We start from the raw sequence: 17,610 nt of genomic DNA, 5'->3' as shown, positions 1-17,610 counted from the left end.
CCAGACACTCTTTGCGGGCACAAAGAGTGCCCAGAAATGCCTGTTTGTTCGTTGCTGTTGTCCGGGCCGATTGTAGGCGCTCCCAGCGCCAACAACCTAAAAATTCATCCATGAATTTTTCCCTGGGGAAGTGTGTAGCTTTGGTTTCGAAACTCGTTTTTGGACAAAACTCAGTTAGCATAGTTTGTTACTAGAGAAGTAAATCAATAATAACTAATGAATACTGGGTCACCTGTTTAAAGGGAGTCGATGTAAACCTCTAATCAGGTAACACGGTTGCTGAAGTTGGAATAATCTCCCCCTCGTCAAACCATCCTTGCTGGAGAGCTGTTTTAGTTACTTCGTCGGGATTATCTGTGTAAGCAATAATCGCTAAGCTCTCTTGAGCCCGGCTGCAAGTTACATAAAAGAGCCTTTTGGTACGATCGATACCTGTGTCTCTGCCCTCTTTTTGATTCCGGAGATCATTTGATGTAAGAGGCTTAGCTCCAAAAAGCTTGTCATAACTGAATGTAGTACCACGAGCCTCTTTATCATCTAGAATGACCATAACACGAGGAAATTCAAGCCCCTTTATCCCTTGATGTGTGCCGAATTCTGATTCGTCTGAAATGTATTGGACATATTCTTTTAATTCACTGAACTTCGCTTTAAGTGCGTTGTCCCATGCTTCAATCGTTGGGTTAAGGTCATTCTCGGCATCAGACTCTTGATACTCCTTTTCCTCCTTTCTGGCTGCGATCACAGCTAAAATCTCTGGTAAAGGGAAAAGCCCACTACGATGAACTTCCTTAAGTATACTATGTAGGCAGGGATCTGAAGCTCCGCTCCACAAAGCATAGAGAGAGTCAACAGCCTGCTTAGCTTTAGTAAACTCTTCTCGAGGACTTCTACTTGCTTGTAGGTGTTCAGGCGAAATAAGTGGTGAATATTTGTTTACAATTCGACTAATAGCAAAATGATTCCCTGCCTCCAAGCTATTGATCAGTGGTAATACTCGTTCTGAAAACAGAGTAATACAGGCATGTGTGCCGTCAAGCAAGCTCGTTTTTAACTTCTCAACTCTATACAGTGGCTCAAAGAAACTTGAAAAACCTCCACGAATCGCTGCCATGTGGTGCTCTAAAGTAAGCGTTTTTCTATCCTCTATCCACAGTATGTCTTCGGTAATTTTTGCCATTTCTTGGCAAACTGAGTACTCAAACTCAGCCTTATTAATTTCGACTCGAGAATCTGCGATAAAAAGGCGAACAATACCTTCTTTATCTTTAACTGGCAGTTGAACGTTTTGGTCAACATCCTCACGGATCTTATTGATAAGCCTCACAACCCGTCGCGGACAGCGGTAGTTGTATTCTTTTTTTGGTTTCAACCAGTCATCAGGTAAGTCTTGACCTAAATGCTCTTTACCATCGAAGTAGATCCGTTGCATGACGTCACCAAATAGACCCATTGAAAACTGCTCTTTATTAGACGCTTGAACAACAAATAGGACTTCAATCAGATCTTTCTTGGTGTCCTGGCTTTCGTCTACGAGCAGCACTGGAAACTTGCGAATAAGGATTTGTTGCAAAAGAGGTTTGTTTTTCAGGAGTTCGACAGCAATACCGATTACTTCAGCGTGGTTTAGAGACCCTCTACTCGTATTTTCCCCATTGGGGTTGTATGAAAACTTTCGAATTGTATCAAGCGAGTCAAGCCGCTTTTGTTTTGACGCGATCTGACGAGGCCTGTCTTCTGCTGCCTTTGTTCCTACACGCCCTCTACGCTGAGCATCATCAAGTTTTTCAATCTCGGTTTGAAGGCTAACTCTGAGTATTTCTTTGATGTCGTTTTGGTGGGGTTTGATAAGTTCCCAAACAAAGCTGTGAATTGTTGAAACGCTAAAGCTTGGATCAAAGTCCAAACGACGCTTTATTTCGTCACATGCTGCATTGGTGTAAGTAATGATCGCTACTTGCTGAGCATTCGCTTGTAAGCGATGTACGTTATATTCCCGAAATCGCTTGAGTACTTCAACCAATGAGCGTGTTTTTCCAGATCCCGCACCGGCAAACAAAAAAAAGCTTTTAGGGGCGTCAAGGTCAAGGCAGCTGAAGATCTCGTCATCAACAGAAACAGTATGATGGGTATTTTTCATGCTTCAACGTCCTCAGCCGCCAAAATTTTTGCTAATTGAGGTTTCTCTGATTGAGGTTGATGAGCTAACTCCTCAAGTGTACCTTTAAGCCAATCTAAGCCCTCTTGTATGTAAAGCGGTGGCTTAAGGGTTAGAGGATCTGTCAAATAAAGAAGATCTAGTGCCATCTCTGCTTTTTTTGCACTTTTATTTAACGCTTCAAACATAGCGTCACAGGCGTCTTCAATAGTTGCCACTTGAGTTGAAGCAGCCATTTTTTTCGTGAGGCCTGTTTGACCAAACATATTCTTGAAGAGCGGAATATTGGCTAAGACCAAAGCATCTTCAAATGTATAAGGGATAACTATTTCAGGGTTTGCTGATTGTTCATCACCTGAAGCGAAAGCAACCTTAGTAAGTGATGGATAAGCTACTCTAACCTTTCCACAACTTGTTGTTTTCTCCTCTGGAGAAGCCTCGATGACTCCATCCAAATCAGTTTTACCTGGAGCCCAAGTCTTCAATGTGTCATTTCCAGTTAGTTGATTTTGACCTTTTTGGGGTCTCACTTTATTTGTCTTGAACTTGGGTTCATCATCAGCATTTTTTCCTTCAGTAACTTTCTTTTCCAGAGAATCTAAGTCGGTAATGATCAGAGTTGGTATGCCCAAGGCTTCAATTAGCGGACGCAAACGGTGTGCATGACTGCCACCAATTTCTAGGAGTGAGATATAGCTTCTATCCAGTTCAGGATGGTGATGTCTTATAAAGTGAGGTACCAGCATTCGCTCCGCAGGACCTTCTATCAGGATTGCTGCATCTGCGAAAAAAAGGTCGCAGTGTGTTGTTCTCAGGTAACGAGTTGCGAACTGCGCAGTTTCGATTCTTTTTTGTTCTTCAGGATCTTGCCCTTTTGGACGACGTCTGGGCTCAAGTCCAAATACCGCCGACATATTTACAACGCAGGCATACGGGACTTCCTGAACAGCTGAAACTTGTTTTCTGCGGAAATAGCGTAAGCCAGTGAAGTCCACTTCGTGAGTAATATGACTCGAGTGCGTGCTTACAAGCATCTGAGTAGAGAACTGCTCCTTGTTCCCAAGATCTGTGTGAGCCCTTAGAACGCTATATGCCTTCTTGATGAAGACCTGTTGCACTTGTGCGTGCAAATGAGCTTCAGGTTCTTCAATCAGCATTAGGTGAAGAGGCTCTATGGGTTTACTGCTGTTTTCTTCACGCTTTCCTGCCTTGCCAACTCGCATCCATTCATCACGGAAGCGGATCAGATTAAAAATCATTGAAATAAGGTTTTGGTAACCGAGTCCATTATATTTTTCCGGCAGGCAAAATCCGGCTGTAGAGGGAGTATCAGTACGCAGAACATTGAACTGAACTGCTGAGTCGTGATTCAACCCTTCTAGAGGATTTACTTTGCTTGAGAGCAGAATTTGGGGATCACTAAAACCAGGGTAGTTAAGACCCTCCAGTTCACCTATCGCGTTGCTGAAACTGCTCTTCAACTTTTCGTCGAATGCACTTCTGGCTGCCTCCATCGCTTCGAGCGCATCTAGGTCACTTGCTTCAGGTAGCTCATTTGGATTGAGGTGCTTGTCAAAATAGCTTCTCAGTTGAGCGGATAGACGTCGATCACTGTTTGCAGCTCCTTCACCTGAGTTCGGATCGGAAAAACCACGTTGTGCGTTGATAATGTCAATTTTAAATAAACCATCAAACGGGTCGCCTTCCATTGCCTCCATGTACTCAGTGATGGGTTGCGATGGTGTATTATTGGCCAACTCTGGATCCAATACGTAGGCATTGATTGTGAAGTAACTCTGGAGCTTTCTATCCAAAAAATCCCGCATTGATGTTGGCCACAATGCTAGAGAAGATGAACTGTTATCGTCACTTCCTGATTGACGGCAGGCCATGGTCTTTGTCGCTGCGGAGCGTGCGGAAGAATAGGCTTTATATAATTCTTCGGGATCCCTTGGCTCTAGAATCAACCTAGCACCGAGCAAGCCTCCGTCCCAATCTAGAGTTGGCAAAAGGTGCCTGACATAATGGAGCTTTGACTCATCTACTTCTAACCAAACATCAATTGACGGTAATTGCTCGCGCCAACTGTCCAAGGTTAAGTCCAGTTGCTGATCCTCACCGAGAGTAAGCCAGTCGGTACCTATTTTTTCGATGCCAGCCCAGTTTGATAGGGTAATATCTGTTGTCGATATCTCTTTTCGCTTTGCTTTTTTCAAAAACATGATCAGCGCATCCATCGCTGATGTTTTACCACTGTTATTCGCGCCAACAAAAATTGTACTAGTTTCAGCAAGTTCTATACGGCAGCTCTTTAACTTTCGAAAGTTTTGGATGTCTATATGGACAATTTTCATTGCTATGTTCCCTAGCTTATTTTGGATTCACCGAGTTATTGTGGCGCTTTCTTTTTGATCATATTGTTGCTGTTTTAGTGGTTTGACTAAGAGACCGAATCGCTACCATCTCAGTAGACACTTTTAAGCTGCTTTCCATTTCTTCGGCACGTAACACAGCAGCTCTGTCTATCTTCTAAGGCGTAATGTACTACAAAGTACATACAAAGATACTTGACTTTGGTCTCACTAAAGAGCGAGTGATTAATGCTCAGGAATAAAGCAATTGGTAGCATAATTAGATGAATGATTGGATATTAAAATATTAGTTTTTGTAAGGTAAAACTCACCTTTTCACAGATAGTGAAATACTGGTTAAACACGTTTTGGGGCAATAACGAGTTGCCCCCCCAAACAATGTCACTCCCCCAGGGAAAAATTCAGGACGAATTTTTAGGTTGTCGGCGCCGGGAGCGCCTACAACCGACCCGGACAACACCAAAGAATCAAAAGGCATTTCTGGGCACTCTTTGGGCCAGCAAAGAGTGTCTGGCGCGCATTCGGGAATGGTGAGATTGCCACTAAACCCAAGCGCGACATACCCGAAAAAACCTCAGAATTTCCCAAAACCACGCTACCGCCAAAGTGCTCCATCAAGAACCCCCTGAACCTCTCGTTTCCAAGACTAGAACACGATTTCAGGGTTGCTGTATTGAATGAACCACAGTGTGATTTCAGGCAACAAATCAGTACAACGGCCTTGATTTTCAATGTCTTCACCGCAGACGAGCGACCTGAAATTACGCTCGTCGGGTTTAACTCAGCCTGAAGGGTTTGCCCGCTTCGCCGGGCAAATAAAAAATGCCCGGACAACACCAGAGAACAAGCAGGCATTTCTGGGCACTCTTTGGGCCAGCAAAGAGTGTCTGGCGCGCATCCGAAAATGCTGAGATTGCCACTGAACCCAAGCGCGACATACCTTCATGCCTCACACAAACCGCCAGCCACAGCAACCCAAAAAATCACAAGAAAACCACTCCCCCAGGGAAAAATTCAGGACGAATTTTTAGGTTGTCGGCGCCGGGAGCGCCTACAACCGACCCGGACAACACCAACGAACAAACAGGCATTTCTGGGCACTCTTTGGGCCAGCAAAGAGTGTCTGGCGCGCATCCGAAAATGCTGAGATTACCACTGAACCCAAGCGCGACATACCCGCACAATCTTTAGAAATACACTCGCTGTCTGGATTCCCGCCTGCGCGGGAATGACGGATTGTTGCATTTACGGCAAATAAAAAATGCCCGAACTCACTACAGAGTCCGGGCAAAACGGGCGGTCAGCCAGTCCACCTCCCCAAAAGAAATGTCGCTAGTTCGCGTACCTCAACCGCGCATCAGCCCAATCCGCATGGTCATAGCCATCGCCATCACCCGCGGTGCCGACGACCAATTTCAGCTCAGTGACATTGGACGGGATCGGCAGATTCACATTCACCGGTCCCTGGCTGCCGGTCAGCGTGACACTCTGATAGGCCAGACTGCCGTTGAGCCAGACTTCAAACACCACACTGCCGTTATTGCCGACTTCATCATCCACACCAATCACCGCCTGGAACTGGTCATACTCACCGGCCACCAGGGTATAAGTGACGCTTGAATCCGCATGCACACCAAGCCCTTTGCTGTAGACCGCACCGCCAATGGTGATCGGACTGCCGTCATTGGCCAGCTCTTCGCCATTGCTGGTGTCTTTTTCCAGCGGGCCCCAGCCATTGATTACCGTGCCGGTTTCGGTCATGTCACTGAGATAGCTGTACTGACTCTGCCCGGAAGACTGCAGCAGTTTGGCATCGCCCCAGCTCGCGTGGTCACTGCCGACGCCGTTACCGGCCCCCGTCACCACCAGTTTCAGCTCATAATTATCCGAGCTCAGGTTGATGGAGACATACTGGGCAGTGTCTGAACCGGTCAGCGTGCCGCTCTGATAACTCAGTACACCATCGACCCAGACTTCGAACACCACGCTGCCGCTGCCGCCGACTTCGTCATCGACACCAACAAAAGCGCGGAACTGGGTATAATCACCACCGCTGATGTCGTACACCACTTCAGATTCGGCATGCACACCCAAACCTTTCTGATACTGGGTGCCACCAATTGAGATGGTGCCGCCGTCATCCGATGCGGCTTCGCCATTACTGGCGTCTTTTTCAAACGGCCCCCAGCCATTGCTGGATGACACTTCTGCCATATCACTCAGGTACACCACTGTGGCTTCTGCCGGTGGCTCAGGCACTACGATCTCCGGTCCTTCGTACTCAATCTGCTCCAGATAAGCGACCAGCGCTGCCCGTTCGCTGGCACTGCTGACGCTGTGCTGGGAACCGGTTTGCAGCACATCATTGAGCGTCGCGGCCTGTCCGTTATGGAAATACGGTGGCGTTGACCAGATGCCAATCAGGGTTGGCGTATCAAAACCGACGCCGCCAAGCGGATTACCGCTGCCCTGACCGGACGAGGCCTGAATGGTGCCGACATCATGGCGTTGATTATCGGTATAGAAATCCCCGCTGTGACAGGTGTCGCAGCCTTTTTGGGTAAACAGCGTCTTACCTGTCGATGCGGCCGCGGTCAGACTGCCGTCCTGATTGCGGTACGGGCTGCGTGGATACGCATTCAGACTGCTGACGTAAAACGCCAGATTGTCGAGATCGACACTGTAGCCTGCTTTGTTCGCGCCCAGTGGATCCGAGGTCAGCGCAAAGATCGCATCATCGAGAAAACCCACGCCCTGAAACGCCAGACGAATATCGTTTTCAAAATCATGAATTTCATCGAAGTTGGCTGTCCAGTGAACCCGGCCATTCCCCATGCCGACTCGGCCGAGCAATGAAATGGTATTGCGCAGCCCTTCACCGCGATCGGTAAAGTCCCAGACACGGTTATCACTGTCGCCGTCTGTATGGCAGCCGGCACACGAGATATAGCCATCCCTGGTCATGCGCGCATCGCTGGCGTTGTAGAAAATCTGCTTACCGGCCAGAACGCGCGGATGCATGGTTTCATTTGCCACCAGCGCAATATCCGCCAGCTTGGCAATGGCTTCGCCCTGATTTTCAAACGGCGACAGGTCATGAACCGAGATGGTGCGCGACAGGAAGTTATGCACAAACAACAAGTTACCGGCTTTCACCAGTCCTCGCGGGGCTTTACCTGAATCTGCAATTTCACTGGCCCGCTCACGGGAATAGGCATCACGCACCTCGACGCTGTTTTGCCCTTCCAGCGCAATGTAGACATAATCGCCCAGCTCGCTGAACACCAGCGCTTTGGGCTGTGCCCTGTCGTCCATGTCCATTTGCAGGCTGGGGACTTCAGCCAGCGTATTGAGGTTGATCTGCGAGGTAATGGCACGCAGGGTGGTTTCAAAGGTCAGCGCCTGATTCGGATCACCTTCATTGTATTCACCGCGATCCACATTGGCTTTAATCGCCGGGACCCAAGCCGACTGACCATCCGGCGAGATAGTAACCGCATTGAGATAATTCGGGATCCCGCGGCTCCTGTCTTCGCCATCCACAGTGGTGGTGTCTTTCTGCAGATTGACCACAGAGTCCACTGACATCGAACCGATATGCACAGCCACGACTTCAGCATGAGACTGAGGTGAGATAAAACGTGTTACCAGTGCGGTGGCCGAATCGCTGTCGACGGCGATGCCTCTGGCGCTCTGGCCCACACTGACCGTGCCGGTAATCGTACGGTTTGACGGGTTGATTTTGACCACTTCGCCGGTTGCCTGCAAAGTGACCAGCGCGGCACTGCCGTCCGGTGTAAACACTACACCATGCGGCTGGCTGGCGCGCGGCAGATCTATGGTATGCAGTACGCTGCCGGTGGCAGACAAGACTTTGATATTGTCGCTGTCCTGATTCGCCACCCAGAGGTTGCCATCAGGGGCAATCGCCAGGGTGCGGGGTTTCTCGCCGACCTGGGTTTCCCACACTTTACCAAATGGCGAGACCTGGCTGATCGCCGAGACGGTGCCGTTATCCTCATTGACCGCGTACACCCGGTTGGCATCTTTCACTATTGTGCTGGCCGTCGTGGGCGTGTTCAGCGTCAATGGGTTGTACACGGTATGCTGCTGCGTTTTGCTTGTGGTCAGAGAGCCCGATTCTCGTACAGTCACAATGGCATTCCAGTGATTTGGCGAGCTGTAAGTGTGACTGACCGAGCCATTGCTGGAAAATGCGGTTGGCGGTGTGCCGTCACCAAAGTCCCAGGAATACTCCAGATTACCGCCCAGCAAAGGAGAAGCCGAGGCTGAGAAGGAAATGGGCGTACCCAGCGTAACCTGAGCCGTGCTGCCAAGTGTAATATCATGACCCACCACAGAGCCGGTGGAGAAACGGTAACTGGTCGCAGGCAGCGGGTTACCGGCAAAATCTTCAATGCCATCTAATTCAACCACATAAATGCTGTCGGCATCTAACTGGCTATCCGGTGTGAAGTTGGCAAACCCTAAGTTCACACTGTAAGTCCCGCTGATCGGGGTACTGCTGCCCAGCTTGGTCACGGTAAAGGTATTGCTGTTGACCGACTCCATCAGCAGGCTGTCGGAAAAGACAATACCGACCCGGGACGAACGGGGTTGCAGCGTTGAATCGATTGCCGGACTGCTGTGAACAATCGCCGGAGGCGTATTGTCTGGCCCGGCCTGATGGGCGATTAAACCGCTGCCGGTGCCGTGATCATTGCCGACCCAGACCATATTGCCGAACGGGAACACCTGACCATGGTCGGTATCGCCGCCGGCGGCATTGAGCGAGCCGCTGCCTGATAGCTGTATGTTGCTGATATTGCTGACATCCAAGACTGAGATATCGTCCTGGTTGCCGAGAAACAGCTTATGATCCTGCACGTTACAGTACAGATTCTGAAACCCGGACAGCTGATCGTGCACCAGTGTCATGGGCGTTGTTGTTGTATCGTAAATTCTCAGCTTGTCCGCGGTAGAGCGGGCGCCGAAGAAGGCATATTTACCGTCCCAGCACGAGGCATAATATTTCTCAGGCAGAGAGCTGAGGGTTTTCTCCAGCGTTGGGGTTTCCGGATCATCCAGGTTCAGGATAGAAAAACCGGCGGTGGTTTCCATGCTCGACAGGAACATCTTGTTGCCCACCACAAAGACCGGACCGATATTGAAACCGCCCAGTTGCGAGGTTGGAATAGTTTTCACTATCGAAGGGTTACTGACGTTGCTGGTATCTACTATGGTTAACCCGGCATTACCACGGGCCACATACAAATAAGGGGCCTGCCAGAACAGCTGCCAGGACACGTTATTGTAGTCACCAAAATTGACGCCCGAAATGGGCAGCTTAGAGACCTGAATCGGATTATTGACATCAGACCAATCCCAGATTTCAATCCCTTTCCCTGTCTGGATGGCAATCAGATTACCTTCGCTCAGACCAAAAGAATGCGGCTCGCGAAATTCCGCGGTACGCAGCCCGTTACCGGTACGGTACTGATTACTGGTATCGGGTTCATAGACCGTCTTGACCAAAGACAGGTTGGTCGGGTCTGAGGCGTCCAGCGCAATCCAGCCACCGGGGCCGCCGCCGCTGTCAGGGGCAAAAATACCCACCATATAACCATTGAGCATGGTCATGACATTCACGCCATAATGCTTTCTGCCGGGGTAATCCGGCGGCAGAAATCCGGTGGTGTCATCCACCAGCGGGTAAGACACCTGAGTGAAAGTTTCGCCTGTACTGTAGTTGAGATTACCCAGCCCCGGCCCCTGTGCCGCCATTACTGACGCACTGAGTCCGAGCGAGGCAAGCATGCCCAGCACAGGTCGTATGCCGGGGTAGCGGTTAGATCGCTTCCGTATTGCAGCCATGAAAGATCTCCATGATTTATTGTATCACTAGCGCAGAATTGAACTGCATGGGGCCTGTTCAGAGACCGCCCCTCAACCTCGGTTAGTGAGTAGGGTTGATTTATCGTGATTACTGCAAAACTTCGCCAACTGAGTCGCGGCGGAAAGCCGCTTATTATTGAGGCGGCTTCCTGCATTGGGAAGCCGCTCTTTTGAGGTGTTATTTCATGGTCGGCATGACAAAGTCAGCCTGTTGCTGCTGGTTTTTCGGCCAGCGGGTGGTGATGGTTTTCATGCGGGTAAAGAAACGCACACCATCGCTGCCGTGCATGTGCAGCGGCCCGAACAGGGAACGCTTCCAGCCACCAAAAGAATGGAAAGCCATAGGCACTGGGATCGGCACGTTGACACCCACCATGCCCACTTCCACTTGATCGCTGAACCGGCGTGCCGCTTCACCGTCTGCAGTGAAAATCGCCGTGCCGTTCCCGAATTCATGTTCATTGATCAGCGTCAGGGCTTCATCCAGCGACTGGGCGCGCAGCATTGACAGGACAGGCCCGAAGATTTCTTCGCGGTAAATTGTCATCCCGGGGGTGACGTGATCAAACAAAGTGCCGCCGACGTAATAACCGTTTTCAAAGCCGGGAACCTGATAATCACGGCCATCCACCAGTAAAGTGGCGCCTTCAGCTTCACCTTTGTCGATATAACTGCTGACGCGTTTCATGTGATCGTCTGTGATCAGCGGCCCCATTTCGTTCTCAACCGACTGGCCATAGCCCGGCCCGACCCGTAACTCACGAATCCGGGCTGTGAGTTTCTCTGCCAGCTTATCGGCCACTTCGTCACCAATGGCAACCGCGACAGAAATCGCCATGCAGCGTTCTCCGGCCGCACCAAAGGCGGCGCCCATCAGCGCATTAACCGCCTGATCCAAATCCGCATCCGGCATCACCACCAGATGGTTTTTCGCACCGCCCAGTGCCTGCACCCGTTTGCCGTGTGCCGAGCCCTGTGAATAGATGTATTCCGCAATCGGTGTCGAGCCGACAAAACTGACTGCTTTGACTCTGGCATCGCTCAGCAGCACATCCACCGATTCCTTATCGCCCTGCACGACATTAAACACCCCTGGCGGCAATCCGGCCTGGGTCAGCAATTCCGCCAGTCTCAGTGCCGCGGACGGGTTTTTCTCAGACGGTTTCAGCACGAAGGTATTGCCGGTTGCCAGGGCAATCGGGAACATCCACATGGGCACCATGACCGGGAAATTAAAGGGGGTAATCCCCGCGCAAACGCCCAAAGGCATCAGCATGGAATGCGAGTCCACATCTGTGCCCACATTGCGGCTGTGTTCGCCTTTTTGCAGATGGGGAATGCCGCAGGCAAATTCGACCACTTCCAGCCCGCGGGTCAGTTCGCCTAACGCATCACTGTGTACTTTTCCGTGCTCGCGGCTGATCAGTGTTGCCAGCTCGTCCATGTTCTGTTCCAGCAAGGCTTTGAAGCGAAACAGGATGCGCGAGCGATTAAGCGGTGTCATTTGCGCCCAGGCCGGCCATGCCGCTTCCGCGCTGGCGATTGCCTGCTCGGTATCCGCCACGCTGGACAGGCCAACCTGATCGATCACTTTACCGGTGGCCGGATCCGTGACCGGCAGATTGCGATCTGAGGTCACTGGCACTAATTCACTGTTGATGTAATTTCCAATCATCATTAACTCCATACCTTTTTATACAGTTCAATCACTTCATTCTTGCTCGGAATGCGCGGATTATTATTCGGTGATCCCGATGCCAGCGCCTGCTCCGCCATGGTGTCCAGCAGCTCATGATACTGGTGCCGGTCAATCCCGAAATCCGACATGGCCGGCACCTGCAGATCGGCGTTAAGCTGAGTCAGCTCAGACATCAGACGCTGCACGGCTTCTTCGTCACTGACGATGTCATCAGCCAGCCCCATCGCGCGGGCACAGTCGGCATAACGCGTCAGACTGGCCGGAATGGAAAACTCGGTAATCGCAGGTAATAACATGGCATTGCTCATGCCATGCGGGACATGGAAATGGGCGCCAATCGGACGGCTCATGCCGTGCACCAGTGCGACAGACGCGTTGGAGAAAGCGATACCGGCCAGTGTGGCTCCCAGCATCAGCTTCTCTTTTGCATCATGATTGCCAGGGGTGTTTACCGCTTCGCGAAGATTCGGCGCAATCAGGCGCATGGCTGACAGCGCCTGCTGATCGGAAAACACCCCGGCTTTGGCGCTGACATAAGCTTCAATGGCATGTGTCAGGGCATCAATCCCGGTATCGGCAGCGATACGGGCCGGCACCGACAGGGTCAGCTCATAGTCGATGATCGCCGCCTGGGGGATCAGTCCCGGCCCCATGCACAGCATTTTCTCGTCTGTGTCCTGATCTGTGATGATGGTCACCCGGGTAACTTCCGATCCCGTGCCTGCTGTGGTCGGAATCGCAATCACGGGCAAGATGGCTTCTGTCACCACATGGGGTACTTTGTAGTCACGCATCTGACCGCCGTGCTGTGCCAGCAGACCAATGGCTTTTGCGCTGTCGATGGCGCTCCCGCCGCCCAGTGCAATCAGGCAGTCAAACTGGCCTGTCACCACCTGATCAACCGCCGGCAGGATAGAGGCCTCAGTCGGCTCCGGCTCGGTATCCAGAAAGACACCGCACTCCAACCCTACCGCCGCCAGTGCGATTTCAACCCGGCGTACATAACCCAGCTCAGACATCACTCGGTCGCTGATAATCAATGGCTGACGGCAAGACAGCAGTTTCAGCATGTCTGCCACTTTATCCAGCGCGCCAGCCCCGATTTCCATCAGGCCGGGCATTACGATTCGTTGTGTCATCCCTTTCATCCTTTCAACCTTTTAATCATCTTCATAATATAGAGCACATGCCGATAAAAATGAGACAAAAAATATCAAAATAAATCAATTTTGAGAGAGTGAGCAAAGTCGGTGAACATCAGGATCGGCAAAGCCGTTCCGGTAGCACAGCCACCGAAACAGCAAAGTTAACCCATTGATATTCAATGAATTATCTGAGAGTCATGACATCAGTTCTTTCAAGGCGTTCGACACCGCCAGGTAGCGTTGGTAGCGCTGATGAAGAATGGCTTGCTGCTGTGGCCTGGGCGTAAGAGGCGTATTGAGCTTGGCCATCGCGGCTACCGCCTGCTGCAGAGCCGGGAAACAGCCTGCACCGGTTGCGGCAGCCATCGCCGCTCCTCTGGCACCGGCTTCGGTGCAGTCGGAGGTCTGAATCGCGACATCCAGCACATCCGCAAACAACTGGCTCCAGACCGGGCTTTTGGCGGCCCCGCCGCTGAGAACCGCAGTGTCGATATGCTGACCCGCCAGCCTGAGCTGACCAACATGTTCTAAATGCCCAAAGACAATGCCTTCATAAACGGCATAGAGTAAGTCCGATTTTTTATGCCATCCGGCCAGCCCGAAAAAATTCCCCTGCACCGGCTGATTATCACAGCCGCCGTAGAGGTAAGGGTGAAACAGCGGCAGATCGTCACTGATCACAGTGTCAGCCACCATGGCATTAAGTTGCTGAAAAAGATCAATATTGTGGGTTTTGGCTTGCTGTTTTTCTTGTTTGAAAAATTCGCAGATGAACCATTCGAGGTTCGAGGCCGAGGTCGCACTCGACTCCACCGCCAAATAACGCTGGCCGGGAAAATGGCAGGCCATAAAGACATCCCTGCCCGGTAAGGTGTCCGTCACCACCTGATTAATGCTCCAGGAACCGGCAATCACAGAGGCGGCCTGGCTTTGCCAGACCCCTGAGCCGATAGCGCAGGCCACGATATCAAAACAGCCACTGACCACAGGTGTGCCTTCGCTCAGTCCGGTTAACGCCGCTGCTTCCCTGCTCACCCGGCCCATAACATCCTGACATTCCCTGATGTCGGGAATCGCCTGCTGCATCTCTGGAATAGCTAATGCAGTAAGTAAAGCGGCCGACGCCTCTCCTGCTGAAAAATCGTATAAACCCGAGGCACTGAGATCCCCGTACTCGGTCGATATCTCGCCGGTCAGGCAAAAATTCAGGTAATCCTTACAGAACAGGACGCTGCCGATGCTCTGGTATGTCTCCGGGTGATACTGTTTGAGCCAGCAAAGCAGTGTGGCCGATTGTGCCGGCCAGACACCCTGACGGTTGAGCTCCTGAATCAACTCATAGTCGGGCTGATTTTTTATCGTCTGCACCAGATCACTGGCGCGGCAATCGAGCGATTTGATCGCCAGCAGGGGCATCGCCTCGTGATCCAGCAAATACAGCCCGTTACCATGACCGCTGCACCCGACAGCTACCACCTGTCCGGACTGCACGGCCCATTCTTCCAGTAAGCGACGTATCAGGACCGCGCACTGACTCCACAGCGCTGCCATATCGCACTGAGCAAAACCCGGTGCAGGAAAATGCGTCGCCACTTTGTCACCCAGCGCACCGATTTCGCGGCCCTGTAAATCAAAGAGCGCCACTTTTATTCCCGTGCTTCCGCAGTCTATACCCAGTACGTATGGTGTCATTGCTTGCTTCCTTTTCTTGCTGACAGTGAAAAATTACTGCTGATAAATGGCCAGTGCATCAGACACGCTGGCGTTGTTGTGGATCATCGCCATGAAAGCCTGCACGATGCGGCTCGGGTTAGGGTGCTGGTAAATATTCCGGCCATACACCATGCCCAATGCGCCCTGATCCAGCAGTTGACGCGCCTTGCTGAAGACCACTTCGACATCTTCTTTGCCGCCGCCGCGAACCAGCACAGGACAACGCGCCGCTTCGACCACACGGTGGAATTCCGACGCATCAGCCGTTGGATCGGCTTTGATGATGTCTGCCCCCATTTCGCGGGCCAGACGCACCAGAGTCACTATCTTTTCCGCATCACCGTCTACTGCATAGGCTTTACCCGAACTGGCCGGCTGCATCACCAGTGGCTCGATCATCAGCGGCATACCGTATTTGTCGCAGTCGTTTTTCACTTTGCTGATATTCACCACACACTGGCGGAACAGATCCGGCTCATCAGGCAACATAAACAGGTTGACCACCACGCAAGCCGCGTCCATCTGCAGCGCCTGCAGTACCGGCTCCTGATCATTTTGCATCACAGCCCACATATGACGGTGGCGAATCGTGTTGTACGGATTACCCATATCCAGCCGCATCACCAGAGCCGGTTTGTCTTTGCCGTCAACGTTTTGCAGCAGGTCGCTCTGACCATAATTCATCTGAATCGCGTCCGGTCTGGCTTCCACCAGCTGGCTGACCACAGAGTCCATGTTTTCCAGGCCATCGAGAAAAGACGGCTCGTTACACACCCCGTGATCCAGTGCCACGTCCAGACAACGGCCGTTGTTAAACAGCCGGTTCATCCTTACTTTCTTACTGATATACATAGTTTCCTCCTGAAAAAGATGTGGTCCAGATTTGCTCAACCTGCTCAGTGCTGACGGCCAGACCATGATGTAGCTGCAACTGACGACAACTTTCTGCCAGATCCTGTTTTGTTTGCTGTTCATTCCAGCCCAGCGTCGCGGCCACCAGCTCAGTCACCTCAGCCAGCACCTGATTGTTTATCTGTCCTGCAATTGCCACCGAAGTGCGGCGCTGCAGCACATCCAGCGTGCGGCACACAGCCTCGTGTTCAATCAGATACATCAGCTCGCGCCTGGTGTACGCCGGCAGGCTGGTCAGCACCGTATCCTCACCGGCGCTCAGGTAGGCCATCACAGCCAGGCACTGAGTGCCGTAACGTTGCAGCAGCATCTCCGCTCTGGCTTCGCTCAGGGCATATTTGACATGGGCTGCTTTAGTAAAGGCTTTGCGTTCAATATCTGTCTGCGGGAAATCCCTGCCGCCGCCTATGGGCCGGTCGGCGGTTGAGATCCGGCGGGTGTGCGCCATATCCGATAAGATCTGATCGGCCACTTCCTCCCCGAAGGCGCGAAATGTCGTCCATTTGCCGCCGATCAGAGAATAAAGGCGAACCTGACCGTCTTCCGTGCTGTCCACCCGCAGAGCATGACTGCGCGGGATCTGCCCTATGGTCGAGGTTTTCACCGACGGCAACGGGCGTACGCCGCTGAACTGATACACTATGTCTTCCCGCTCAATCACCAGTGCCGGAAACACGGCTTTCAGTGAGTCGAGCATGTAATCAATTTCTTCACCGGTACAGGTCACGGCATCCAGATCTGCCACCGGAATGTCTGTCGAGCCGATCAGTACGTTGCCGTAGTAGGGAAACAGAATGCATACCCGCCCTTCCGGGTTCTCGTAAAACACCATGTGCCCGTCCAGCTCGGCCAGTAACTCAGGGTGGCGGACAATAATGTGCGAGCCTTTGGTGCCCTGCAGATAGCCCGAGGCCAGTCCCAGACGATCATTGGTCTGATCGACCCAGGCCCCGGTGGCATTGACCAGTTTGTCTGCGCTGATCGTGCTGGTTTCCCCCGTCAGGGTGTCACGCAGGGTAAAACGCTGACCGTCCCGTGCCAGCAGCTCGGTATAGTTACAGGCCAGACTGCCGCTTTGCTCGCCCGTGTCGCTCAGCACCTCCATTGCCAGACGCTCAGGGGCACTGATCCAGGCATCGTAATAATCGGCGCTGCAGGCGACGGCAGAGTCAAACTGTGGCCAGCGTGCTGCCGTTTCAGACTGCGAAAAGAAACGGTGTTTCGGCAGACGCTGATCGCGACGGGTGAAAAAGTCGTAAAACCACAGCCCCAGTTTAATCACCAGCGCCCCGCGGCGACTGGGTTTGTCCATCAGTCCGGTGAAGTTAAACAACGCGTAAAACAGCCCGGACCAGCGAGAAAAGATCGGTATCGTGGTAACCAGCGGCTGCACATAATGCGGCGCATTGACCAGCAGGCGGTTACGCTCTGCCAGTGATTCCCTGACCAGGGCAAACTCGCCGTTTTCAAGATACCGCAAGCCACCGTGAATCATCCGCGACAGGGCGGCGCTGGCTTTACTGCAGAAATCTTCTTTCTCCACCAGCAAGACTTTCACCCCCTGCAAAGACAACTCCCGGTACACACTGATACCGTTAATACCGCCACCGACTATCACTACATCGAAATGCGCATCCTGGGGTAATCGTTCCCGCCTTTGTGTTCCATCGCCTGCCATACTGCTCCCCTTATCGATTCTTATTGTGGGTGGGAATC

The 17,610-nt window shown here is 51.9% G+C and carries 8 protein-coding genes; all 8 read right to left on the bottom strand.

Annotated elements, in window-relative coordinates:
• Positions 1–259: 259 nt before the first annotated feature.
• The gene (locus KCG43_RS18620; RefSeq protein WP_218386803.1) at positions 260–2,140 is read right to left on the bottom strand and encodes a UvrD-helicase domain-containing protein; all 1,881 of its coding nucleotides are present in this window, start codon (positions 2,138–2,140) and stop codon (positions 260–262) included.
• Positions 2,137–4,512, bottom strand: coding sequence for an AAA family ATPase (locus KCG43_RS18615; protein ID WP_218386800.1), 2,376 nt, complete (start codon positions 4,510–4,512; stop codon positions 2,137–2,139). The genes KCG43_RS18620 and KCG43_RS18615 overlap by 4 nt, the downstream gene beginning before the upstream one ends.
• Positions 4,513–5,862: 1,350 nt before the next feature.
• Complete coding sequence (locus tag KCG43_RS18610; protein ID WP_218386797.1) at positions 5,863–10,404, bottom strand: NPCBM/NEW2 domain-containing protein; 4,542 nt, start codon at positions 10,402–10,404, stop codon at positions 5,863–5,865.
• A 199-nt stretch (positions 10,405–10,603) separates the two neighbouring features.
• The gene (locus KCG43_RS18605) at positions 10,604–12,100 is read right to left on the bottom strand and encodes a CoA-acylating methylmalonate-semialdehyde dehydrogenase (RefSeq protein ID WP_218386855.1); all 1,497 of its coding nucleotides are present in this window, start codon (positions 12,098–12,100) and stop codon (positions 10,604–10,606) included.
• A 2-nt stretch (positions 12,101–12,102) separates the two neighbouring features.
• On the bottom strand, positions 12,103–13,263 hold the full coding sequence (locus KCG43_RS18600; protein ID WP_218386795.1) for an iron-containing alcohol dehydrogenase: 1,161 nt from the start codon (positions 13,261–13,263) through the stop codon (positions 12,103–12,105).
• Between the two features lie 201 nt (positions 13,264–13,464).
• Complete coding sequence (locus KCG43_RS18595) at positions 13,465–14,961, bottom strand: FGGY-family carbohydrate kinase (RefSeq protein WP_218386792.1); 1,497 nt, start codon at positions 14,959–14,961, stop codon at positions 13,465–13,467.
• Positions 14,962–14,994: 33 nt separating this feature from the next.
• Positions 14,995–15,834, bottom strand: a complete 840-nt coding sequence (locus tag KCG43_RS18590; protein WP_027251177.1) for a class I fructose-bisphosphate aldolase — start codon at positions 15,832–15,834, stop codon at positions 14,995–14,997.
• On the bottom strand, positions 15,821–17,572 hold the full coding sequence (locus KCG43_RS18585) for a glycerol-3-phosphate dehydrogenase/oxidase (RefSeq protein ID WP_218386790.1): 1,752 nt from the start codon (positions 17,570–17,572) through the stop codon (positions 15,821–15,823). The genes KCG43_RS18590 and KCG43_RS18585 overlap by 14 nt, the downstream gene beginning before the upstream one ends.
• Between the last annotated feature and the right edge of the window lie 38 nt (positions 17,573–17,610).

The sequence above is a fragment of the Photobacterium sp. WH24 genome, assembly GCF_019204055.1.
Lineage (GTDB): Bacteria > Pseudomonadota > Gammaproteobacteria > Enterobacterales > Vibrionaceae > Photobacterium > Photobacterium arenosum.
The sequence above is the reverse complement of the archived record's forward strand: the minus strand, read 5'-3'. Positions and strand labels throughout refer to the sequence as shown.